This is a genomic window from Aquitalea sp. ASV11, assembly GCF_016429185.1.
Taxonomy (GTDB): Bacteria; Pseudomonadota; Gammaproteobacteria; order Burkholderiales; family Chromobacteriaceae; genus Aquitalea; species Aquitalea pelogenes.
The window spans coordinates 1-21,834 of record NZ_JAELUD010000056.1; the positions used below are offsets into that span (position 1 = coordinate 1).

Annotated in this window: 20 protein-coding genes and 1 pseudogene; 11 read left to right on the forward strand and 10 right to left on the reverse strand. The window is 58.3% G+C overall.

Annotated features, from left to right (window positions below):
• From JHD62_RS15960 to JHD62_RS15980, 5 genes and pseudogenes are all read left to right on the forward strand, one after another.
• A pseudogene (locus JHD62_RS15960) lies at positions 1–374 on the forward strand (hypothetical protein); the annotation flags it as partial.
• Positions 375–456: 82 nt separating this feature from the next.
• Positions 457–1,284, forward strand: a complete 828-nt coding sequence (locus JHD62_RS15965) for a nuclear transport factor 2 family protein (protein ID WP_199103744.1) — start codon at positions 457–459, stop codon at positions 1,282–1,284.
• A 32-nt stretch (positions 1,285–1,316) separates the two neighbouring features.
• Positions 1,317–2,714 carry an FAD-binding oxidoreductase gene (locus JHD62_RS15970; protein WP_199103745.1) on the forward strand — a complete coding sequence of 466 codons (1,398 nt, stop codon included), beginning with the start codon at positions 1,317–1,319 and terminating at the stop codon, positions 2,712–2,714.
• Positions 2,715–2,870: 156 nt separating this feature from the next.
• Positions 2,871–3,215 carry a cupin domain-containing protein gene (locus JHD62_RS15975; protein WP_199103746.1) on the forward strand — a complete coding sequence of 115 codons (345 nt, stop codon included), beginning with the start codon at positions 2,871–2,873 and terminating at the stop codon, positions 3,213–3,215.
• A 118-nt stretch (positions 3,216–3,333) separates the two neighbouring features.
• The gene (locus tag JHD62_RS15980) at positions 3,334–4,554 is read left to right on the forward strand and encodes a diguanylate cyclase (protein ID WP_199103747.1); all 1,221 of its coding nucleotides are present in this window, start codon (positions 3,334–3,336) and stop codon (positions 4,552–4,554) included.
• Here JHD62_RS15980 and JHD62_RS15985 read toward each other — a convergent pair.
• Positions 4,540–5,760, reverse strand: a complete 1,221-nt coding sequence (locus JHD62_RS15985) for a Zn-dependent hydrolase (RefSeq protein ID WP_199103748.1) — start codon at positions 5,758–5,760, stop codon at positions 4,540–4,542. The genes JHD62_RS15980 and JHD62_RS15985 overlap by 15 nt on opposite strands.
• A 416-nt stretch (positions 5,761–6,176) precedes the next feature.
• On the opposite strand from JHD62_RS15985, the gene JHD62_RS15990 reads away from it, so the two are divergent.
• Entirely contained in the window at positions 6,177–6,344 is a 168-nt protein-coding gene (locus tag JHD62_RS15990; protein WP_199103749.1) for a hypothetical protein, read from the forward strand.
• A 32-nt stretch (positions 6,345–6,376) separates the two neighbouring features.
• Here the strand turns inward: JHD62_RS15990 and JHD62_RS15995 are convergent, their stop codons facing one another.
• The 4 genes from JHD62_RS15995 to JHD62_RS16005 all read right to left on the reverse strand — a co-directional run bounded on the left by JHD62_RS15995 (position 6,377) and on the right by JHD62_RS16005 (position 11,377).
• A complete protein-coding gene (locus JHD62_RS15995) occupies positions 6,377–7,993 on the reverse strand; it encodes a methyl-accepting chemotaxis protein (protein WP_199103750.1) in 1,617 nt (538 codons plus the stop codon).
• 467 nt (positions 7,994–8,460) lie between these two features.
• A complete protein-coding gene (locus tag JHD62_RS16000; protein WP_199103751.1) occupies positions 8,461–9,462 on the reverse strand; it encodes a cytochrome-c peroxidase in 1,002 nt (333 codons plus the stop codon).
• Between the two features lie 521 nt (positions 9,463–9,983).
• Entirely contained in the window at positions 9,984–10,109 is a 126-nt protein-coding gene (locus JHD62_RS22885) for a hypothetical protein (protein ID WP_255522967.1), read from the reverse strand.
• A gap of 353 nt (positions 10,110–10,462) precedes the next feature.
• Positions 10,463–11,377 carry a glutaminase gene (locus JHD62_RS16005; RefSeq protein ID WP_199103752.1) on the reverse strand — a complete coding sequence of 305 codons (915 nt, stop codon included), beginning with the start codon at positions 11,375–11,377 and terminating at the stop codon, positions 10,463–10,465.
• A 418-nt stretch (positions 11,378–11,795) separates the two neighbouring features.
• Between JHD62_RS16005 and JHD62_RS16010 the strand changes: the two genes are divergently transcribed.
• Entirely contained in the window at positions 11,796–13,442 is a 1,647-nt protein-coding gene (locus JHD62_RS16010) for a methyl-accepting chemotaxis protein (protein ID WP_199103753.1), read from the forward strand.
• A 41-nt stretch (positions 13,443–13,483) separates the two neighbouring features.
• Here the strand turns inward: JHD62_RS16010 and JHD62_RS16015 are convergent, their stop codons facing one another.
• The gene (locus JHD62_RS16015; protein ID WP_199103754.1) at positions 13,484–13,882 is read right to left on the reverse strand and encodes a hypothetical protein; all 399 of its coding nucleotides are present in this window, start codon (positions 13,880–13,882) and stop codon (positions 13,484–13,486) included.
• 516 nt (positions 13,883–14,398) lie between these two features.
• Here JHD62_RS16015 and JHD62_RS16020 point away from each other — a divergent pair.
• The 4 genes from JHD62_RS16020 to JHD62_RS16035 all read left to right on the forward strand — a co-directional run bounded on the left by JHD62_RS16020 (position 14,399) and on the right by JHD62_RS16035 (position 17,024).
• Entirely contained in the window at positions 14,399–14,599 is a 201-nt protein-coding gene (locus tag JHD62_RS16020) for a hypothetical protein (protein WP_199103755.1), read from the forward strand.
• 119 nt (positions 14,600–14,718) lie between these two features.
• Complete coding sequence (locus JHD62_RS16025) at positions 14,719–14,967, forward strand: hypothetical protein (protein WP_199103756.1); 249 nt, start codon at positions 14,719–14,721, stop codon at positions 14,965–14,967.
• 273 nt (positions 14,968–15,240) lie between these two features.
• The gene (locus JHD62_RS16030; protein ID WP_199103763.1) at positions 15,241–16,050 is read left to right on the forward strand and encodes a restriction endonuclease; all 810 of its coding nucleotides are present in this window, start codon (positions 15,241–15,243) and stop codon (positions 16,048–16,050) included.
• Between the two features lie 326 nt (positions 16,051–16,376).
• On the forward strand, positions 16,377–17,024 hold the full coding sequence (locus tag JHD62_RS16035; RefSeq protein ID WP_199103757.1) for a hypothetical protein: 648 nt from the start codon (positions 16,377–16,379) through the stop codon (positions 17,022–17,024).
• Between the two features lie 415 nt (positions 17,025–17,439).
• Here JHD62_RS16035 and JHD62_RS16040 read toward each other — a convergent pair whose 3' ends face one another.
• The 4 genes from JHD62_RS16040 to dnaN all read right to left on the reverse strand — a co-directional run bounded on the left by JHD62_RS16040 (position 17,440) and on the right by dnaN (position 21,828).
• The gene (locus JHD62_RS16040) at positions 17,440–17,757 is read right to left on the reverse strand and encodes a type II toxin-antitoxin system RelE/ParE family toxin (RefSeq protein ID WP_089083052.1); all 318 of its coding nucleotides are present in this window, start codon (positions 17,755–17,757) and stop codon (positions 17,440–17,442) included.
• The gene (locus JHD62_RS16045) at positions 17,754–18,023 is read right to left on the reverse strand and encodes a type II toxin-antitoxin system ParD family antitoxin (RefSeq protein WP_199103758.1); all 270 of its coding nucleotides are present in this window, start codon (positions 18,021–18,023) and stop codon (positions 17,754–17,756) included. Before JHD62_RS16045 ends, JHD62_RS16040 begins: the two co-directional genes overlap by 4 nt.
• 170 nt (positions 18,024–18,193) lie before the next feature.
• The gene (gyrB, locus tag JHD62_RS16050; RefSeq protein WP_199103759.1) at positions 18,194–20,584 is read right to left on the reverse strand and encodes a DNA topoisomerase (ATP-hydrolyzing) subunit B; all 2,391 of its coding nucleotides are present in this window, start codon (positions 20,582–20,584) and stop codon (positions 18,194–18,196) included.
• Positions 20,585–20,721: 137 nt separating this feature from the next.
• Positions 20,722–21,828: a DNA polymerase III subunit beta gene (gene dnaN / locus JHD62_RS16055; protein ID WP_199103760.1), complete on the reverse strand. Its 1,107-nt coding sequence runs from the start codon at positions 21,826–21,828 to the stop codon at positions 20,722–20,724.
• Positions 21,829–21,834: the final 6 nt, after the last annotated feature.

Genomic DNA, 21,834 nt, shown 5'->3' on the forward strand with positions numbered 1-21,834 from the left:
CGCGCCTGCATGACAGCGCCGCCTGGGACGGTGCGCCGCCATTTGCCGAGTGGGACTGCTGGCAGCAAGGCGCGGCAGAGGAATTCCGCTTTGCCCCCGCGCCGTGGCAGGAGCGGGAATACAATCTGGCCAGCCTGTCGCTGGCGGCGGCCTGTCAGGGGCAGGGCGTGGCCATGGCGCGTGCCGCCCAGGTGCTGGAACTGCTGGAGCAAGGCCGCTTGCAACAGTTACTCCCTGCCACGGTGGCCGCACCGGCACGTTATGTGTTGCGCTGCCTGCACCCGGAAGACCGCCGGGTGCAGCTGTTCTCCCAGTGGCTGATACAGGCCTGCCAGCAGTTTGTGCGCCAGCGCCAGCTGCTGCTGGGGGTGTGAACGGGGAGACGGGCAGGGTAAAACTGGCCCGCCACCGCGCTTTGCACTACATTGATTTTTCCTGTTTTCACCGCCCGCCATCATGCACCAGCCATCAATACCGGACAGCCAGGGTTTTCTGCCCGCCACCCACCAGGTGGTGCTGCGCTATCACCTGGCGTGGAAACAGCGGCGGCTGGAGGACATCCTGGCGCTGTACCACCCCGATATTGCCTATCACGACTTCCTGCAAAACCGGGTATTCCACCACGGCCAGCTGCGCGACTACGTGCTGTCCTCCCTGCCGCAGGGCGAGACGGAACGGCTGGAGCATATCGACCGCATCCGGGTAGATGGCGATACCGCCTTCATCCAGTACCAGCTGGTATTGCAAGGCGGCAAGGGGCTGGTGTGCTTTCACAGCAGCGAGGCCATCACCGTGCGTGACGGGCTGATCTGGCAGGTGCGCGAATATGCCACCCTGCAACAAGGGCCGCAGGGACAAGGCCGCCCGGCCAGTCAGCAGCCCTTGCAAAAGCTGGGCCTGTCGGCGCGCCAGCTGGGACGCATGGCGGATGAACTGCACGGCTATTTCCGCCAGGCCCGGCCCTATCTGCAGGCCGACTGCAATCTGGCCGCCGTGGCGGCGGCCACCGGTTACAGCCGCAACCAGCTGTCCTACCTGCTTAACCAGGTGCTGGGGCAAAGCTTTTACGGCTATGTGAACCAGGCGCGGCTACAGCATGTGCTGGACCACCTGCCCGCCAGCGGCAAGGTACGCATGGACGAACTGGCCTTTGCCGCCGGTTTCAACTCGCTGTCGGTGTTCTACCGCTGCTTCCGCCAGCATACCGGCCTGTCACCCGCGGCCTGGCTGCGCCGTTTTCCGCGCGGGCACGCAGCGACGACAGAGGCCGACCCCGCTGCATAAGCTTGGGGCCATCAATAACGGGAGAACCGACGATGGCCGCCAGCCCCCCTATCAGCCTGTGGATGGAACAACTGGGTGACAGCCTGTCACCGCGCCCGGCGCTTTCTGGCGATATCGAAGCCGATGTGGCCATTGTCGGTGCCGGTTATACCGGGCTGTGGACTGCCTACTACCTGAAACAGCAGGTGCCGGATTTGCGCGTGGTAGTGCTGGAGGCGGAAATTGCCGGTTTTGGTGCCTCCGGCCGCAATGGTGGCTGGGTGATTGGCGAAGTGCTGGGCGAAGACCGCTTGCTGGCCGGGCTGAACCCGGAAGCACGCGCCCTCAGCCGCACGCTGCTGCATGACATTCCGGACGAAGTGGGCCGGGTGATTGCCCGCGAAGGCATTGATTGCCACTACCGCAAGGGTGGGGTGCTGTATTGTGCCGCGCGCTACCCGGAGCAGGAAGCCCGCCTGCGCCAGCAACTGGCAGACTGGAGCACCCACGGCCATGGCGAGGACGACTACCGCTGGCTGGATGTCGCCCAGCTGAATGAACGACTGTGCTTGGCCACCCCGTATGGCGCTGTGTATTCGCCGCATGTGGCCACCATTCAGCCCGCCCGGCTGGTACGCGGCCTGGCGGACTGTGTAGAGCGTCTGGGCGTGCAGATTTACGAGCAATCCCGCGTCACTCACTGGCAGCCAGGCAGCCTGCACACCGCGCAAGGCCGGGTGCAGGCGCGCTGGCTGGTGCCGGCGGTGGAAGGCTATGCCGCCACCCTGCCGCCCTTCGGCCAATACCAGTTGCCGGTGCAAAGCCTGATCATTGCCACCGAACCCTTGTCCGACGCGCTGTGGGAGGAGATCGGCCTGCGTCACGGCGAAGCCTTCAGCGAAAACAGCCGCCAGGTTAGCTATGGCCAGCGCACCCGCGACAACCGGCTGGTATTCGGTGCCCGTGGTGGTTACCGCTTTGGTGGCAAGCTGCGCCAGGACTTTACCCTGACAGCAGACGAAATCGCGCTGCGCCGCCAGTTGATGGTGGAGTTGTTCCCCATGCTGGACAAGGTGGATATCAGCCATGGCTGGGGTGGCAATCTCGGGGTGGCGCGGCGTTTTCAGCCACACATGGTATGCGATGCCGCGCAAGGCGTGGCCTGGGCCGGGGGCTATGGCGGCGAGGGCGTGGGGGCCACCAATCTGGCCGGGCGCACCCTGGCCGACCTGATGCTGGGGCGCGACAGCCTGCTTGTTCGCCAGCCCTGGGTACGTCAGCCCGGCAGCCTCAGCCGCTGGGAACCTGAGCCATTGCGCTGGCTGGGTTACAACGCCATCATCAACAGCTTTGTGCGCGAAGACCGCACGCTGAACAACCCGGCCAGCGCACCGTGGCGACGCCGTCTGGCCATGCGCGTGGCCAGCTGTATGGAAGGGCTGATGCAGTAAGCGCCGCTGACAAAACCTTGTAGAGCACCCGAGTCAAGGCGCGCCGACGCAGACAGTACCGTGAGTACGGCAAGTCGGCGCAACGCAGAATCGGGGGTTTTGTGAGCGGGTCCAAGCCCGTGTTATCGATTTCCTCACCCATTACCGGAGCACACCATGTCGATTACCCACTTGCCGGACAGCCACCACGCCATCCTGTCCGCCCCCACTCCGGTGGCCGTGCCACTGGGCGAGCCGCTGTCCACCGTGGCGGTGCATGCCGTGGAACGGCCGGACGGGGTGGAAACCGGGGTGTGGGAATGCACGCCGGGGCGCTGGCGGCGGCAGATCATGCAGGCCGAGTTTTGCCATTTTGTGCAGGGGCGCTGCCGCTTCATTCCGGATGAGGGCAGCCCGATTGACATTGCCGCTGGCGATGCCCTGTACTTCCCGGCCAACAGCAGCGGGGTGTGGGAAGTCAGCGAAACGGTACGCAAAACCTATGTACTGTTACCAGACTGAACGGCTAGTGCTGCGCACCTTTCAGTCGTCATGACGATTGCCTAGACGGGGCAGGATGCTTGTCCTAAACTGGGCCCTGTCTTTTGCCGGCTGCCGCCTGGCAGCAAAAGTTGCCGCCATGAGTGTCGTTGCCAACCTGCTTGCCGCCATGCGCATCCGCTGGCGGGTGCGTATTCCCGCCGCCCTGTGGCCGGAGTTCGAGCATTACATCCAGCGTCAGCACCGTCCCTTTTTGCTGCTGACCAATATCGTTGCGGCCTTCGCTTTCTTTTCCTATGTGCTGGCCGATGCGCTGCTGATTCCGGACATGGCGTCTGCTTCCCTGCTGGTGCGCAGCGTGCTGCTGCTGATTGCGCTGTTCAATATCTGGCTGGTGTTCGGCCGCAGCCGCAATGTGCTGCTGATGGACCTGCTGATGCCGGTGCACGACCTGATTGCCACCCTGGCCTGGTTCGAGCTGCTCAAGCGCAGCCACTCGCCGGACGTGCCCACCTTTCTGTATGCCTCGCTCATTTTCATCGTGTTTGCCAACCTGGGTGTTCGGGTGTCGTTCAAGGGCGCGGTGGTCAGTTCGCTGGCCATTTCGCTGGCCATCATCAGTAATGTGGCGCTGATGAATCCACACAACAGCAAGCCGCTGCTGGTGTTCTCGCTGGTGTATCTGCCGGTGCTGCTGTTTTGCCTGTTCATGAGCTGGAACACCACCACCAGCGTGCGGCTGGCGTTTTATGCCGCGCAGGAACAGCGGCGGCGCAAGCAGGAACTGTCGCTGCTCAACCAGCGCCTGCAAACCCTGGCCTCCACCGACGCGCTCACCCGGGTGGGGAATCGCCGCGCCTTTGATGTGCAGCTGGAGGAGTTCTGGCAGCAAATGCGCCAGCATGGCCGCCCCTTTGCCTTGCTGCTGGTGGATATCGATTATTTCAAACCGTATAACGACCACTACGGTCACCAGGCGGGCGACCATATCCTGGCCGATGTGGCCAGCGCCATGGTCAGCTGCCTGCGTAGCGGTCAGGCCCGCGCCTTCCGCTATGGCGGGGAGGAGTTTGCCATCCTGCTGCAAAGCGGCAGCCAGGATGAGCTACGGCACATTGCCCAGCGGCTGTTGCAACAGGTGGCGGCACTGGAAGTGACACACCAGTACCGGCCGGATGGTTTGCAGCATCTCACCATCAGTCTGGGCGCGGCCGTGTCCAGCATTGCCGGCTTGCAACAGGCGAGCGACCTGCTGGCCTGCTGCGACCGCATGCTGTACCGCGCCAAGCAGCAGGGGCGCAATCAGGCGCAACTGGCCGACAGTGCCGTGGCCGGGAAGGCCGAATCAATCCCGGTTTGAACGCTGCAACACTGCGTGCAGCAAGACATTGGCCCCCCGGTTCACCGCTTCCGGGCTGACATTTTCCGCTTCGTGATGGCTGATGCCCTGATGGCAGGGAATGAACAGCATGGCGCTGGGACATTGCGCAGCCAGATGAATGGCATCGTGACCGGCACCGCTCACCATGTCCTGCTGGCGGTAGCCCCACTGCCTGCCAGCCTCACGCAAGGCTGCCACACAGCTGTCATCAAAATGCACCGCCGGGCTGTACCAGCGCTGGCGCAGGGTAAGCCCGATACCGCGGGCCCGGGCGATGGCATGCAGGCTTTCGCTGCAATAGCTGCGCAGTGCATGCATGCTGTCTTCGTCCGGGTGACGCAGGTCGATGCTGAAGCTTAACTGGCCGGGTACGCTGTTGCGTGCCGCCCGCGCAATCTGCAACTGCCCCACCGTTACCAGCCCGCCGGGTTGAAAGTCGGCTGCCAGCCTTTCCAGCTGGCACACCATGGCCGCCGCGGCAAACAGCGCATCCTTGCGCAAGGCCATGGGCGTGGTGCCCGCGTGCGCGGCCTGCCCCTCCAGCGTGGCATCCAGCCAGCAAATGGCCTGGCTGCCGGTGACCACACCAATGTCCAGCCCGGCCTGTTCCAGAATGGGCCCTTGCTCGATATGCAGTTCGAAATAGGCATCCAGCGTCCGCCCCAGCGGCAGGCTGCCACTGTGGCCGGACAGGGCGGTACCCAGGCTGACGCCGTACATGTCCTCCACCACCTGGGCGCTGGCCAGCGGCAGCAGACCGGCAAACACGGCGGAACCCAGCATGGCCGGTGCAAAGCGGCTGCCTTGCTGATTGGTCCACACCACAATCTCCAGTGGCCTGGCGGTGGTGATGCCGGCATCGTTCAGGCTGCGGACCACCTCCAGCGCAGCCAGTACGCCCACGCTGCCATCAAACCGTCCACCGTCAGGCGGGCTGTCCAGATGGCTGCCCATCACCACCGGTGCCGCCAGCGGGTTCCGCCCTTCGCGCCGGGCAAACAGATTGCCAATGGCATCGCTATCCACGCTCATTCCCGCCTGATGACACCAGTCGGCAAGCTGGGCACGTGCGGCAAAGTCCTCGGCCGACAAGGCCAGCCGCTGCACACCGCCATTGGCAGTGGCACCTATCGTTGCCATGGTCATCAGGCTGTCCCATAAGCGCGGGCCGTTGACATGCAGCATGGCGGATCTCCTGTGGAAAGCGGACAAGGTTCTGCGCGCGTCTTGCCACTGCGGGCTGTTGCATGCCGCGGATGGACAGCGGCTAACTACAGCAACAGGCAGGATGCGCTTCAGGGTAGAGCCTGCTATCACAGCAGGGTGGCAGGGACAGTTCCATCACTGTTGCTGGAATGTATTGCGGACTTGTCTGGTTATGCTGCCGGAAGCTTGCAGGGGCGGCAGGCGAACTGCGCGCTCAGCGCTGGCTTGGCAAGGACATGCCGCCGGGCGGCAAAGATTGCCAGTGGGCGGAAAAAATGGGCGTAAAGAAATGTAAAGATCTGATTATAAAGAACAAATTTGCAGAAATAGCGCTGGCATCAAAATTGCAAAGGCAGCAGCCATCGCCACCATTTACCGTTTATCAGGAGCACACCATGGCCATGCCGATTTCCCCGGTCAGCAATTACAACAGCTATACCCCCAAAACCAATAGCACCAATCGCCAGACCCCGCCTGCCACTCCGGCCGCCACCAGCCCGGAAACCGACCCGCCGGTCAACCAGGGCGGCACCCTGGGTTCGATGATCAATACCAAGGCCTGACACCCTGCGGTGCCAGGCCTGCGTCAGGTACCCTATACCTGATAACGCGCCAGGATATCCGCCTGCATGCGGGCCAGCTGGTCCAGCTGTGCCGCACTTTGCGCGGTGTTCTGCGCGGCGGCGCTGGCCTCTTCCGACGCCTGGGCCGTGCGCTCCACCATGGCGGCAATATTATTGCTGGCCTCGCCCTGCTGCTGAATGGCAGCGGCTACTGCATCGCTACCTTGCACGGCAGCCCCTGCCAGCTGGCCGATACGGCGCATCGCATCTGCTGCCTGGTCGGCACGGGTGACGCCCACCTTCACCAGCTCCTCCGCCTTTTGCATTTGCATGGTGGCATGGCCGGCATTACCCAGCATGGCTTCAATGGTGGAGGAAATCTCCTGGGTGGATTTGGTGGTGCGCTCCGCCAGTTTGCGCACTTCGTCGGCCACCACGGCAAAGCCACGGCCCTGTTCGCCAGCGCGTGCGGCCTCGATGGCGGCGTTGAGCGCCAGCAGATTGGTCTGGTCGGCAATGTCGCGAATCACGTTGATGACCGTGGCAACCTCGCCGCTATGGGTTTCCATTTCGTGAATGCTGCCAGCGGATACCGTCACCACCTGCGAAATCTGGTGAATGTCGCGGATGGTCTGTTCGATGATGCCGCTGCTTTCCAGTACCAGCGACTGGGCCGACTTGGCACCGTCGCTTTGTTCCACCGACTGCGCGGCAACGTGGTTGATGCTGACCGTCATCTGCTCGATGGTGGCGGCAATATTGGCCGATGCCTCGCTTTGCGCACCGGCAGCCATGGACACCTCACCCGCAGTTTGTGACAGCTCCTGCGCCGCATGCTTTACCTGGCGAGAACCATCACCCAGCTGGCGCATGGCCCCTTGCAGGCTTTCCAGCAGACGGTTGAAGGCACTGGCGGCACGGCCGATTTCATCCTGGCTGTCCGCCTTGGCGCGCAGGCGGAAATCCTGCTGGCGGCTGACCTGCTCGATGGTGTTTTCAATATTGCTCAGCCCGTTGCGGATATTGCGGTACAGCAAGGTGGCCAGCACGCTGGTGAGCACCACGGCCAGCACCATCAGGGTGATGGCCACGGTCAGTACCTGATTGAAGGTGTGGTCGTTGTCCGCAGCCAGCTGGTCCGCCTGCTGGTAATTGAACTTGGAATGGGCTTGCACCGCTTCCATCAGCTGCACGGCGGTGCGGGAAAAATCACCGTTGATGAGGGCGGAAGCCTGCTCGGTCTGGTTGCTGCGCGAGAGAGCCAGGATGCGGCTGCGCCCTTCGCGGTACTGCGTCATCATGGCTTTTTCCGCCTCCAGCAGCTGACGGTCCTCGGCGCTGGCCTTGTCATTGATGTGGTAATCGTTCATCTGCTTGTCAAAGCGCTGGTCGGCATCTTCCAGATTCTTTTCCGCCGTAGCTTTCTGCTCGGCGTTATTGGCCAGCACATGGCGCAGGGTATTGGCCCGGATGTCGGCCACCGCACGCAAGGTGCTTTGCATCACGCGCAGATTGGGCAGCGTTTCGCTCTGTACATAGGCAAAGCGCTGCTGGGCGGCATGCAGCTCATTGATGGCATAGCCCCCCACCAGCAACATGCAGGCCAGGGCAATGGCCAAGGTCAGCAACAATTTTTTGGTAATCGTCATGGTGAACCCCGAAAAGAATGATGTTTCACTGCCGCATTAAGATAATGCACAACTCGACACGCAATACTAAAAGGTTTTAGCGCCGTTACTTGTAGCCAGAAAATCTTACTTTATGCCATGTGCGTTGCAGATAAAATCAATGCAATAAGCATGGTTGGCAACTGTGGTATGCATGCCAAAGCGGTAGAACTGTCCGCCGTGACTATAACAGAACGCTTATTCTGCACGGCCGGTTTACTACTGCAATTGTTTAATATCAGGTTTATTAAATATTTACATGGCACAGCCAGTGCGGTTTACCTCTTTGTCTTGCCGAAAGCGGCTTTGCTACATGAACAGGATGTGCCGACGTGGAAGACAGCAAGCCACTGGCATCACCAGTCTATGCACGCTGCAACTGGCAGACAGCGCCAATGAAAAAGCCCGCAACAAGCGGGCTTTTTTCACTGCTACAGCAACAAGTGGCCTCAGTTGAAGGGCGTGGGGCGCGGCGTGTTATTGCTGGAAGCGGGCAGGACGGGCAGCACAAGCTGCGGCTGCTTGCCGGTCAGCGTATGCAGGAAGGCCACGATATCGCCAACCTCTTGCGGGCTGAACTGACGTCCCAACTGCAACTGGCCCATGGTGGACACCGCCGCTTCCAGCGTAGGTGCACCGGCATCGTGGAAGTAAGGCGCGCGCAAGGCTACGTTACGCAGCGAAGGCACCTTGAACAGCATGCGGTCGGCATCCTTGCCGGTTACCCCGGCCCGGCCCTGTGCCGGGTTGCTGGTTTGGTATGGCGACACCAGGCCCATCTTCTGGAAGGAATTGCCACCCACCGCCGGGCCGTTGTGGCAGGCCACACAGCCGGCAGTCTTGAAGGTTTGATAGCCGCGCAGCTCCTGCGTGTTCAGCGCCTTCTTGTTGCCCTTCAGCCACTGGTCAAAGCGTGAATCCGGCGTCACCAGCGTTTCTTCAAACGCGGCAATGGCCTGCGTCACCTCCTGCATGGTGATTTGCTTGCGGCCAAATACCTGATTGAACTCATTCACATAAGCAGGGATGGAGCGCAGTACATCCAGCGCCAGCACATGGTTGGACGCCATTTCCCTGGGGTTGGCAATCGGGCCGCTGGCTTGCTCCTGCAAGGACTTGGCGCGGCCATCCCAGAACTGCGCCACATTCATGCTGGAATTCAGCACCGAAGGGGAACGGATAGGCCCTTGCTGCCAATGGTCGCCAATCGAGGAACTGAGATTGTCACTGCCGCCGGTGGACAGGTTGTGACAGGAATTACAAGAAATAAAACCGGATTTGGACAAACGCGGTTCAAAAAACAGTTTCTTGCCCAACTCCACCATGGCCGGGTTTTTAACCACGGCTTTGGGAATGGCTTGAATCGGTTCGCTTTGAATTGCCGCAGCGGCATGGACTGCTGTGGCGGTGAATAGCGGCAACAGCATGCTGAAATAACGGAGAGATTTCATGGTTTGCTCCATCTGCGTTAAAAATGCTTGTTTTCAATCAGTCCTGAATGGCGTTAAACCTGAATGCAAGCCAGTGCCTATTGGCAAACCCTTTTGTGGCAATGGACTGCCTTAAATAAAAAAGCATGCACAAAATAACAGGCAATATCTCCCCCTGGCTGCGAGGCCATTAAATTTCAATAAACAAGAAACTGGATTAAAACCTTTAATGTAGTAAGGTTTTGAATGGCAGATACAATGCGGTAGATTGAAACCGGCAGATTTGTCGCAGATCAAACAGCAGAATTGAAAACCATGCTGAACGAATTGATATTTTAAATGCCCTTGATAGCCAAAAAATATCAGTTAGCAAATGGGAGATTAAGTTGCAGGAAAAAAGGCAATGCACAAACTGCAACTGGTTTGCTGTGTGGCGTTGTCGCGGGCAGGTCTGGCGCTGGCGGAGGGCCAGCAGGGCGGATGCATGACGGAGCGTTTGAGGTGCGGCCCAGAGTGGCCTCGTGTGCGGGGCTGGTCAGCCCTTACTTGGCAAAGAAGATAAAACCCAGCGCCAGGCCAATCAGCAGGCACAAGCCGCTGATGCAGCAGATGCGTTCGATGATGGCATCAAGGCAATGCAAGACGTACTGGCCAGCTTTTTTGCGCATGCTCTCCCCAACCATAGAACGTGGCAGTAATTTGGACATGGCACCTTGCCTGGAAAAATACATGGTTTGACAACTCTTGACATAAATTGCCAGCAGACAATAAATGTTAAATCCGGCCGCTACAAGCTATAGAAAGGGAGATTGGCTGTTAAATTATGAAAATAATCGTATGGCATTGTTGGTGGAGTCTGAATCGTCCACTTCAGATAGCCGCCGGATTAAAGCCATTTGACCAGATCACCCTCCGGCAGGCAGTAATGGCAGATTAACGCAGGCAAAGCAGCGTAGTGACCGGATGCAGCAAAAAGCGCAATGCGGGCAGGTGAGTCAGGGTAAGACGGCAAGCGATTGTGCTAAAACAGCGAGCGTCCGGTATAGGTGGTAAACAACTCCAGCGCCTGCACCCCGGCCAGCGAGTTGCCGTTGGCATCCAGCCCCGGCGACCACACGCACAGCGCCAGCTCGCCCGGCAGCACTGCCACAATGCCGCCGCCCACCCCGCTTTTGGCGGGCAGGCCCACGCGGAAGACAAAATCCCCGGCGGCATCGTAGGTGCCGCAGGTCAGCATCAGCGCGGACAGCCGCTTGTTGGCGCTGATATCCAGAATGCGCTCGCCAGTCAGCGGGGCCACTCCGCCATTGGCCAGAAACAAGGCCGCCTGCGCCAGTTCCACACAGCTCATGGTGATGGCGCACTGGCGGCAATAGGCTTCCACCACCTGTTCTGGCTTCATCTGCATATTGCCGAAGCTGGCCATGAAATGGGCTATCGCCCGGTTGCGGTTGGCATGCGTCATTTCCGACTGCGCCACCCGCGAGTCGTAGTTGAGGTCTGCCTGGCCGATCAGCCGCCGGATAAACTCCAGCACCGCTGTGTCGGCCCGTACAAAACGCTGCGCCAGCACGTCGGTTACCACCAGCGCCCCGGCATTGATAAACGGGTTACGCGGCTTGCCTTGTTCGGTTTCCAGCTGCACCAGCGAATTGAAAGCAGTGCCGGACGGCTCGCGCCCCACCCGTTGCCACAAATCATCGCCCAGCAGGCGAAACGCCATCACGCAGGCAAACAGCTTGGAAATGCTTTGAATGGAAAAGCGCTCCCCGGCGTCGCCCACGGTAAAGCAGCGGCCATCCACCGTCACCACCGCCATGCCGAACTTGTCCACCGGCACCCGCGCCAGCTCCGGAATATAGCCCGCCACCGTACCGCTCCCGCGCCAAGGGGCAATGTCGCGGTAAATGTCATCCAGAACTGTTTGGTAATCCATCCGGTAGCATCCTGTGTGGCGTCAAGGCGGGGCGATTAATGTACTGGAAACAAAGCCGCCAATTCCAGCGCTTTAAGTGTTGCGTTGCGGCAGGCCGGGAAAAGGGCAGCTTTAACCGTGGCCCTTGTTTGATTAAACACCTTGTATTGCCACACTGGCGTGATAGTCTTCAAAGGATGCGTTTCGGGTATTAATGCGGGCGGCAATGTTCTGACATGTATTTACACATGTTATGGCCGCGTATGCCGTTTGGGGCGGCATGTATTGATATCTGTCAGGCATTCAATTTACAGAAAATGCCAAAATGAATTTTCTGTCATAAACAACCATAAAAATAATCCGGGACAGCCGCAGCATGCATCACCAGTTGATGGACTGCCGCCTGCACCTGGCATTGATTCCACCGTTTGGAGGCACCATGTCAATTTCTCAGCGTATATCGCTTCTGCTGGCTGTATTGTTCGCGGCCATTGTTTCCCTCAGTTTTGTTGGCATTTATGGCTTGAATGGTGCGCAAGACCGCTTTGAGTACTATCAGGACAACACCGCCCCCAGCGTGAAGTTGCTGAGCGAAGTGAACGTACTGACGCAAAAGGTGCGTGTGCTGGCGCGGGACTACCTGATATTTACCACGCCGGACAGCAGGAAAAACGCGGAAGGCAAGCTCGACGAAACAGCGACCCGTGTTAACGCACTGCTGAACGACTACGAAAAAAACCTCATCTCCGACGACACCGACCTGGCCATGACCAAGCAGGACCGGGACATGTTTGCTGCCTATCTCAACAGCACCCACACCCTGCTGAATGCCGCCGCTGCCGGTAATACAGCTGCCGTACAAGCCGGTTTTTCTGAAAGCGGCGAATTCCGCCAGCGGGCCATGGCGCTGGAAACCCAACTGCAAAAGCATGTGGATTACAACTGGCAACTGGGTAATGCACTGCGCGAAGGCAACAAGCAGGCTTACCAGCGCCTGCTGATCACCCAGATAGCCATCAGCGTACTGGCCATTCTGTTCAGCCTGGTGTTTGGCATAGCCACCATCCGTAACCTGCGCACCCGCCTTAACCGGCTGGGCGACTTTATCGACCACGTTACCGGCAAGCTGGACTTCACCCCGCGCATCAAAGTCACCCGTGATGACGAACTGGGCAAGGTGGCCGGTGCCATGAACAATCTGCTGGGCCGCTTGCAAGACAGCCTCAACGAAATCAACCGTGGCGCACTGTCCATTGCCCGCGTATCCGACTCCCTGTCGCAAAACGCCAGCCAGGTAGCCAGCGCCGCCAGCCAGCAAAGCAGCGCCTCGGCCAATGTCGCCGCCACGGTAGAGCAAATGACCGTCAGCGTGAATCACGTGGCCGACCGCGCCTCCGAAGCCAACAGCATGACCGTGGAATCCGGCAAGCTGGCCAGCGACGGCGTTACCGTCATCAACGACGCCGCCAGCGGCATCCGCAATATTGCCGCCAATATCAGCAATGCCGAAACCCTGATCCACGACCTGGAAACCAGAACGCAAGACATCGAAAGCGTCATTCAGGTCATCAAGGACGTGGCCGACCAGACCAACCTGCTGGCGCTGAACGCAGCGATTGAAGCCGCCCGCGCCGGCGAACAAGGCCGTGGCTTTGCCGTGGTGGCCGACGAAGTACGCAAGCTGGCAGAACGCACCGCCAGCTCCACCCAGGAAATCACCTCCACCATCGTCAACATGCGGCAAAGCGCCGAATCCGCCGTGCGCGGCATGCAGGACGTAGTAGGCCTGGTGGAACACAGCGTCAGCAACACCACCACCGCCAACGACGCCATCAACCGCATCCAGCACAGCAGCCAGCAAGCCAGTCATGTGGTGGGCGAAATCACCAGCGCCATCCAGGAACAAAGCGTCGCCACCAACAATATTGCCCAGCAGGTGGAAAACATTGCACAAATGGCCGAGCGCAGCAGCGTCTCCGCCAGCGACACCGCCAAGCTGGCGCAAGACCTGGACCAGCTCTCCCGCGCGCTCAAGGGCATTGTCGATACCTACACCTTAAACTCTGCCCACACCACGCTGATGTAAGGCAAGGGCAGCCAGGGCCCCCTGCCTTGGCTGCCCGGGCGCTAGCGCATGTACAAATCGGTACTGGCGCGGCGCAACTGCTGATGGGTGAGCGACAGAATGCGGTACATATCCTCGTGCGACAGGCCGTCGCTGCGCTCATCCCCCAGCATTTCCAGCAAATGCGTCAATGGCTTCAGGCTGCCGTTAAGGTCGGCCTCCACCTTGTCCAGCCGAGCCTGCAACTGCAGGCACACCCGCCACACCCGCTGCATGCAGGCATCGGCCAGCATGTCCGGCTCTGGCCCCAGCGCCTGTTGCAAGCACTGCAGCGCCGCATGCAAACGGCCCAGCGGCAGGCAAACCTGGTGCATGAAAGAAGCAAATTGCGGGTCGGACTGGGACGGGAAATCAGCAGGCAGGGACGACGGGAACGGCGGTGGTTGCGGAGTACGGCTCATGGCAAATCCTCCAAGGTGATGACCATCATCGCCACCTCCGACGCCAATCGGGGGTGGCAGGCACATGGCAGGATTGGCGTTACCGGTCACCTTGAACCCGGCGCTCGTGAGAGCTCCCACCAAGGCCTGCCATGGAAAAAGGCAAAGCAATGGTGCGAGGACTGGTACGTGTGCACGTAGCAGTCCGCCAAAGTGGGGTCGGGACGCCAATCCCGGTGCCGCTATTAAACGACACCGGGCGATTATCAGCCGGGAAGGGGGCCAGAAGCAAGGCAGCCAGCCAAACACCAACACCCGACCAGACGACACGGCGTGGATGAGCAAGGCGATGGATTCGCGGATTAATGCCCCGCGCAGTCCGGCAAGGCAGAAAAAGAATGTGACGTAAAAGCGGCTGACAAACCCATGCCCGCCACCCAAGATGGCCTAGGCGTTACCAACAACAGGAAACCGGTGCCAAAGCGGCTCCCACCAAGGACTGTAAAAGCATGAACAAGCCCACCATGTGCAGACGTGGTGGGCTGTGGTCGTTCAGCGCTCGTCGGCTTTGATAATCAGCGCCTTGGCCAAATCAAATTGCGGGCGAAACACCAGACAGTCTGGCTGACGCAGCGTGAAATGCCCCGGCTGATTGATGTGATCACGGATAATGTGGGGCTGCATCTCAAGAACATCTTTGCAGACGCTGAGCTGGAGCCGTCTTCAGTTACCGAGTAATCCTCGGTAACTGCTGCCGATGGCAAGAACTACCTGACCAAGCTCTACAAGCTCGATGCCATCCTGGCCGTCGGCTAGAGGCACTGACAATCACGACACCCCACCACGAGAAACCAGCCATGTACGACGAAAAAGACCTGATCTACTCCCCGCTGCAACAGAAATACACCGCCGACGGCAAAACGGTGGAGGTGTTCATCTACCGCCTGCCGGATAGCGGCTGGACACTGGAAATCGTCGATCAGTACGACAACTCCACGGTTTACGATGGCGAGTTCGCTACCGATCAGGAAGCCTTTGATCTGTTTCTGGAAGAAGTGGAGTCAGAAGGTATTGATGCGATGATAGGGCCGGCTCCCGGCTTATAAGGTCAGATCTGTAGGGCGGAAGCCCCTCGCTTTATGGGGGCGTTCCGCCATCACACACCCACGCCATTGCGTATTAGCTGCTTTTCAGGCTTGTATTTATGCCAATCGCGTGTTTTCCTGTTGGGGTCAATTTATTGATGCTAAGGGAGAGTGGGTGTGGCCCGTCGCAAGCCAAAGCAGAGTTTCGCTCAGGGGCTGATTGCCTCGCCGTGGTATGTCAGTGTGGGCTTTGCTGTTGCCAGTTTGATTCTGTTCAAGCGCATTCTGCCCGCCATGTGGGCGGGCAATATGTTCCTGAACCCTTTATCACAAGCCTTTGCCGCAATGGCTTGGCTACCAGCAGGCTTCTTTTTCCTGCTCGCGGTGTTGGCAGGCCTGCGCCAGTTTGCCCAACGCCCAGCCAGCAGCGAACGTACTAGCCCGGCATCCTCCCCGGCTACTGCTCGACCAAGCGCATCGCCCCCTCCGCGTGAAGTCACGCCCAATATCCCTCCTGTTCCCACCACCAAGCCGACACCACCAGCCAAACCACAAGCCTGGTCGCTGGCGCTGATTCATAGTCTGGAATGGAAACGCTTTGAAGATGTGTGCCAGCAGTTTTACCAACTGCACGGCATCAAAAGTGAAACTACCCCACTGGGGCCGGACGGCGGGATTGATATCCGCCTGTATCAGGATGATTCCGGCAAGGCTACGTCCATCGTGCAATGCAAAGCCTGGGGTGAACGCTACGTAGGCGTGAAGCCAGTGCACGAATTACTGGGCGTGATGACGCACGAAAAAATTCCCAAAGCCTTCTTCATGACCAGTGGCAAGTTTTCCGACGATGCCAAGCTGGTGGCCAGCAGTAACCACATATCCCTGATCGACGGCGCCATGATGCTGACCATGATTGAGCGCCTGCCTGCTGATGCAAAACAGCAGCTACTGGAATTTGCCACCCGAGGTGATTACACCACCCCCACTTGCCCGCATTGCGGCATACGTATGCGTCATGTGGCAGGCAAAGGTGGTAGGCCGGATTTTTGGGGATGTCACAACTATCCGAGGTGTAAACAGACGCTGGGGATGAGGGTGTGTTAATCAAGAATATGGCGGCTATCGGCTAAAAGCGGACGGAAGTGTGTCGCAGGCTGGTCTTTTTATGCCGATTTTTAATCTTTGTGTAGCAAAAACTTATCGGTTAGATTCAATTGATCTACTGTGCGTCACAGTAATTTGGTGAAAATTGAGCGATCACATATCTAATGTAAGCTATTTGGAATGTGCATAAGTATTTATATAGATGCCATTTTTTATTCCAAGGTTAGAATAAATTTGTAAGAAATTATTTATCAAGTGGTTTCTGTATGTTGAGATTATTTCCATGTTAAAGATAACCTAAAATTATCACCTAGGGGTGATGTAATATGAGCAAATTTCGATCATTGAATGTAGATGTTGTTGTAAATGGCGAAACCATCAGGGTCGGTGGCCGTGAGAGAACGGAGTTTGTTAATTGCTATAAACTAGACGAAATTATACCGAATCGATATTCAGAGATTTTAATTGTTGAAATGATGATGAGTCTTTACGTGTGCGGAATTGATCCAAGACACATTGTCGATGAAATTAAACGATTAGAGAAAATGGGCAGTAATGGCTATACAAAGGAAGCTACTCAGTTCAAGCATCCACCATTACATCCACTTTGGCATCAGCATTATTTTTCCGAGCACTACATTGTGCCAAATATTGAAAATGAAGTTAAAAGAAATTTTGATGCCATGTGGGATAATGCAATGGGGCCGGAAGGTTCTGTTGTTGAAAAGAAACATATCGATAATTTAGTACGTAGTGTGGTAAGTGGAAGCATTGAAACAAGAGGTAATGAAAAACGTCTCACCGGGGAGTGGTTAATTTTTTCTAAGCAAGAAACTGGAAATATTTACTTATGCATGGCAAATCATACAGCAGGGGATCAGAATATCTACGACAAGCTGGCATATTGTTGTGAGCACCAATTTCCATTGCTGGAGCCATTCTCTTCTAACTGTAGAGTGCCACGGCAATCATAAAATTCAAATATATTTTTGAATGATCGCGTCCGTGGTGAAAGGGTTCGACCTGGTGAGCTTATTGAGTGCGGATTATTTATCCTAATGCAGTCTCTAGTGTAAAATCAAAATGTCATTCTCTAGTCGTAAGTTGCGGGATTCTCTACTCGGTTTTCAGCATTAGTTGGTATTACCCCATAAACAGCCGAGACTTGGCTGATATCTAAGCAATTTACTCTTGCCCTGTTATTCGGGGGCTGCGTGAAACGAGGATGGGTATATGCCAGGGTGCAGAATGTTGGACATTCACTTCAAGAATGTTTCTGAGGGTGGAGCGCTGTGCTGGATGGCAACTGTCAAGGAATCCTTGATAGTTCAAATACATGCCCTGCCGTCTTCTACAACGCCGATTAGCCCGTGTGCCTCGTTCCCAGGCTTACGTATTGGTGTCGATGTCCTGCAAGCTGGCGGCGTAGTCTTGCCCGCCGTAGAAGATGCCAATGATGGATACCGTGTCGGCGTCCACGGTGAAGGCAATGACGGTTCGTTTCTTGTAATGGGTAATGCGTAGTCCTGGCCGCACCTCGTCGCGGTTGGTCCCGCGTAGTGGAAAAGTGTGCAGGTTTTCGCAGTAGCTTACGATTGCTTCGGTGTATTGCGCTGCGGTATGTGGCGATGCTGCCTCTGCGATATAGCGGTAAAGCTCGGCAAGCTGCTCCATGGCTTCCGGGCTGAACACTACTTGATGGCTCATTGCTTTTTGGCGTGTTCCGCTGCCAGGCGGGCGCGCACCTGGTCTGCGGTGACAGCACGGGACGGGTCGGCTTTCAGGGCGTCATAGGCTGGGCCTACCTGATCGAGCAGCCAGCTTTCCACGGCACGGTCCCGTGCCATCAGTGCGCGTAGTCCATCACGGATGACTTCGCTTTCGCTGGCGTATTCTCCAGAGTGTACTTTTGCCTTCACCTCTTCTGCCATGTCATTGGGCAGGGTGATGCTCATTTGCTGGGTGGTCCGCATGGCAATCTCTTTTGCAATCAATAGGATTTAATCCTACTCACGACAATGCCCACTGTCTACCAAGCAATATGGCCGTGGTGAGCAGCGGCAAGAAAAAAGCGACCAGAAGATCCGGTCGCTTTTTTACCTTTGCGCGATGCAGATTTGCACGCGCTGCGGGAGCCTACCCCTTACACATCAATATTCCGCGCAATCAGGGCATTGCCTTCGATAAAGGCGCGGCGGGGTTCCACTTCGTCGCCCATCAGGGTGGTGAACACGTCGTCCGCGCCCATCACGTCTTCAATGCGTACCTTTAGCAGGCGGCGCACGTTGGGGTCCATGGTGGTTTCCCACAGCTGTTCCGGGTTCATCTCGCCCAGGCCTTTGTAGCGCTGGATGTTCATGCCCTTTTTCACTTCTGCCAGCAGCCAGTCCAGTGCCTGGCCGAATTCGCTGATCGGCTTCACGGTTTCGCCACGGCGTACGGTGGCGCCGTCACGCAGCAGGCCGCTGAGCAGGTCGCCGGTTTTGGCCAGTTCGGCGTAGTCGCCGCTTTCCAGGAAGTCCTGGTCCAGCACCGTTACCAGCACGTTGCCGTGCAGTTTGCGGGTGATCTTGATCAGGTGGCCGTCGTTCTTTTCGTCGTGCAGCAGGTCCAGCGTAATGGCTTCCGCTGGTACCAGTGCGCGCAGGCGGGCGATGGTGTCGTTGGAGGCGTGTTCGCTTTCCAGTGACAGACGGCCGGACTTGAGCATGGCTTCCAGCACCAGCGGGTCGATGACGCGGCTTTCGCGTTCGATGACGGCGCGGGCTACCAGGAACTGGCGGGCTACTTCGGCCAGGGTGTCACCGGCCAGGGCCGGGGCGTCGGTGCCGGGGATGAGTTCGGCTTTTTCCAGTGCCAGTTGCAGCAGGTACTGGTTCAGCTCGTAGTCGTCCTTCAGGTAGCGCTCTTGCTTGCCGTGCTTGGCCTTGTACAGCGGCGGCTGGGCAATGTAGATGTGGCCGCGTTCTACCAGTTCGTGCATCTGGCGGTAGAAGAAGGTGAGCAGCAGGGTACGGATGTGCGCGCCGTCCACGTCGGCATCGGTCATGATGATGATGCGGTGGTAGCGCAGTTTGTCCGGGTTGTATTCGTCCTTGCCAATGCCGCAGCCCATGGCGGTAATCAGGGTGGCCACTTCCTGGCTTTGCAGCATCTTGTCGAAGCGGGCGCGTTCCACGTTGAGGATTTTGCCCTTCAAGGGCAGGATGGCCTGGAATTTGCGGTCGCGGCCTTGCTTGGCGGAGCCGCCGGCGGAGTCACCCTCGACCAGGTACAGTTCGCACAGCTTGGGGTCTTTTTCCTGGCAGTCGGCCAGTTTGCCGGGCAGGCCCAGGCCGTCCATCACGCCTTTGCGGCGGGTGATTTCGCGGGCTTTGCGCGCGGCTTCACGGGCGCGGGCGGCGTCGACAATTTTGCCGCAGATGGTTTTGGCGTCGTTGGGGTTTTCCAGCAAATAGCTTTTCAGCGCTTCGCTGATGACTTCGTTGACCACCGGGCCGATTTCGCTGGAAACCAGTTTGTCCTTGGTCTGGCTGGAGAACTTGGGGTCGGGCAGCTTGACAGACAGCACGCAGGTGAGGCCTTCGCGCATGTCGTCGCCGGTGGTGTCCACCTTGGCCTTTTTGGCCACTTCGTGTTCTTCGATGTACTGGTTGAGCGTGCGGGTCATCACCTGACGCAGGGCGGTCATATGGGTGCCGCCGTCACGTTGCGGGATGTTGTTGGTGAAGCACTGGACGCTTTCCTGATAGGAGTCGTTCCATTGCATGGCCACTTCCACGCTCATGCCGTCTTTTTCGCCAATGCCGTGGAACACCTTGGGGTGCAGCACGCTCTTGTTGCGGTTCATGTATTCCACGAAACCGGCCACGCCACCGGAGAAGGCGAAGTTTTCTTCCTTGCCGGTGCGTTTGTCGATGAGGGTGATGCCCACGCCCTGGTTGAGGAAGGACAGTTCGCGGATGCGCTTGGCCAGGATGTCGAAGTGGTATTCCACCAGGCCGAAGGTTTCTTCGCTGGCGCGGAAGGTGACTTCGGTGCCACGGTGGTTGCTGTGGCCGGTGACGGTGAGCGGGGCCACGGCGTCGCCACGGCGGAATTCCATTTCGTGCACCTTGCCGTCACGCCAGATTTTCAGCTTCAGCCAGTCGGACAGTGCATTCACTACAGAGACGCCCACGCCGTGCAGGCCGCCGGAAATCTTGTAGCTGTTGCTGTCGAATTTGCCGCCGGCGTGCAGGATGGTCATGATCACTTCGGCCGCCGAGCGTCCTTCTTCCGGGTGGATGTCGGTGGGGATGCCCCGGCCGTTGTCCGATACGGTGATGGAGTTGTCGGGGTTGATGATGACCTTGATGGTGTCGGCATGGCCGGCCAGGGCTTCGTCAATGGCGTTGTCCAGCACTTCAAACACCATGTGGTGCAGACCGGTGCCGTCCGAGGTATCGCCAATGTACATGCCGGGGCGTTTGCGTACCGCATCCAGACCCTTGAGGACTTTAATGCTATCCGCGCCGTATTCCTGTTCGCTCATCCGCTTCTTTCCTGCGCTGGGGGAGGGCGCGGCGGGGATAATCCCATCCGCGCTGTACCTCCCTTTGCTGCTCATGCTCAAAATCTCGAAAACTGCTGCCGGTGGCCGCAGTCACTGCCGACTGTGTTGCTGCTGTATCAGATGCGCATCGGCATCACGATGTACTTGAAGTTGCTGTAGTCCGGAATGGTGACCAGCGTGCTGCGGTTGGAGTCGCCAAACGCCATTTGCAGGGTATCGGCCGGCAGGTTGGTCAGCACGTCCAGCAGGTAGTTGATGTTGAAGCCGATTTCCAGCTCGCCGCCCTGGTAGGCGATTTCCAGTTCTTCTTCTGCTTCTTCCTGTTCGCTGTTGGTACACAGGATGGACATCTTGCCCGGTGCCAGTACCAGTCGCACGCCACGGAATTTTTCGTTGGCCAGAATGGCGGCACGTTGCAGCGCATGCAGGAAGGACAGGCGTTCGATCAGGAAGATCTTGTCGTTATCCAGCGGAATCACGCGGTTGTAGTCGGGGAACTTGCCGTCCACCACCTTGCTGATGATGACGGTGGAGCCAAAGCTGAAGCGTACCTGGTTGGCCAGTACTTCGATGTTGATCAGCTCGTCGCTGTCCTGCAGCAGCTTGTACAGCTCCAGGATGGTTTTGCGCGGCAGGATGACTTCGGCCTTGGGCAGGGTGGCTTCCACGTCGGCGCTGGCAAAGGCCAGGCGGTGGCCGTCGGTGGCAATCAGCTTTACCTGGTTGCCGTCGGTTTGCATCAGCAGGCCGTTGAGGTAGTAACGGATGTCCTGCACCGCCATGGCAAATTGCACCTGGGAGATCAGGCGTTTGAGTTCGCGCTGGCTCAGGCTGAAGCTGGATTCGCTGGCATTGCCTACCGACAGCAGCGGGAAGTCTTCCGCCGGCAGGGTTTGCAGGTTGAAGCGGCTTTTGCCGGCTTTCAGGGTGAGGCGGCCGTCCAGTTGTTCCAGCGTGACGGTGGTTTTGTCCGGGATGGCACGCAGGATGTCCTGCAGCTTCTTGGCCGATGTGGTCAGGCGGAAGTCTTCGCCCGGCAGTTCGTCGGCGCTGGCGGTGGTGATCTGGATTTCCAGATCAGTCGCCAGGAAGCCTACCTGTCCGCCTTTCTTTTCAATCAGTACATTGGAAAGAATCGGCAGGGTGTGGCGGCGTTCGACAATACCGGTCACGGCCAGCAGGGGCTTGAGAAGGGCATCGCGTTCGGCTTGCAGGATCAGCATGTTTCG

Excerpts from the sequence above, each read along its gene's own strand:
- JHD62_RS16045 (WP_199103758.1), bottom strand. The coding sequence starts at position 18,023 with ATGCGGACCACCCAGCAAATGAGCATCACCCTGCCCAATGACATGGCA.
- JHD62_RS15985 (WP_199103748.1), bottom strand. The coding sequence starts at position 5,760 with ATGCTGCATGTCAACGGCCCGCGCTTATGGGACAGCCTGATGACCATG.
- JHD62_RS16010 (WP_199103753.1), top strand. The coding sequence starts at position 11,796 with ATGTCAATTTCTCAGCGTATATCGCTTCTGCTGGCTGTATTGTTCGCG.
- JHD62_RS15980 (WP_199103747.1), top strand. The coding sequence starts at position 3,334 with ATGAGTGTCGTTGCCAACCTGCTTGCCGCCATGCGCATCCGCTGGCGG.
- JHD62_RS15965 (WP_199103744.1), top strand. The coding sequence starts at position 457 with ATGCACCAGCCATCAATACCGGACAGCCAGGGTTTTCTGCCCGCCACC.
- JHD62_RS15975 (WP_199103746.1), top strand. The coding sequence starts at position 2,871 with ATGTCGATTACCCACTTGCCGGACAGCCACCACGCCATCCTGTCCGCC.
- JHD62_RS22885 (WP_255522967.1), bottom strand. The coding sequence starts at position 10,109 with ATGCGCAAAAAAGCTGGCCAGTACGTCTTGCATTGCCTTGATGCCATC.
- JHD62_RS15970 (WP_199103745.1), top strand. The coding sequence starts at position 1,317 with ATGGCCGCCAGCCCCCCTATCAGCCTGTGGATGGAACAACTGGGTGAC.
- JHD62_RS16030 (WP_199103763.1), top strand. The coding sequence starts at position 15,241 with ATGTGGGCGGGCAATATGTTCCTGAACCCTTTATCACAAGCCTTTGCC.
- JHD62_RS16025 (WP_199103756.1), top strand. The coding sequence starts at position 14,719 with ATGTACGACGAAAAAGACCTGATCTACTCCCCGCTGCAACAGAAATAC.
- JHD62_RS16000 (WP_199103751.1), bottom strand. The coding sequence starts at position 9,462 with ATGAAATCTCTCCGTTATTTCAGCATGCTGTTGCCGCTATTCACCGCC.
- JHD62_RS16035 (WP_199103757.1), top strand. The coding sequence starts at position 16,377 with ATGAGCAAATTTCGATCATTGAATGTAGATGTTGTTGTAAATGGCGAA.
- JHD62_RS15995 (WP_199103750.1), bottom strand. The coding sequence starts at position 7,993 with ATGACGATTACCAAAAAATTGTTGCTGACCTTGGCCATTGCCCTGGCC.
- JHD62_RS16015 (WP_199103754.1), bottom strand. The coding sequence starts at position 13,882 with ATGAGCCGTACTCCGCAACCACCGCCGTTCCCGTCGTCCCTGCCTGCT.
- JHD62_RS16005 (WP_199103752.1), bottom strand. The coding sequence starts at position 11,377 with ATGGATTACCAAACAGTTCTGGATGACATTTACCGCGACATTGCCCCT.
- JHD62_RS15990 (WP_199103749.1), top strand. The coding sequence starts at position 6,177 with ATGGCCATGCCGATTTCCCCGGTCAGCAATTACAACAGCTATACCCCC.
- JHD62_RS16040 (WP_089083052.1), bottom strand. The coding sequence starts at position 17,757 with ATGAGCCATCAAGTAGTGTTCAGCCCGGAAGCCATGGAGCAGCTTGCC.
- gyrB (WP_199103759.1), bottom strand. The coding sequence starts at position 20,584 with ATGAGCGAACAGGAATACGGCGCGGATAGCATTAAAGTCCTCAAGGGT.
- dnaN (WP_199103760.1), bottom strand. The coding sequence starts at position 21,828 with ATGCTGATCCTGCAAGCCGAACGCGATGCCCTTCTCAAGCCCCTGCTG.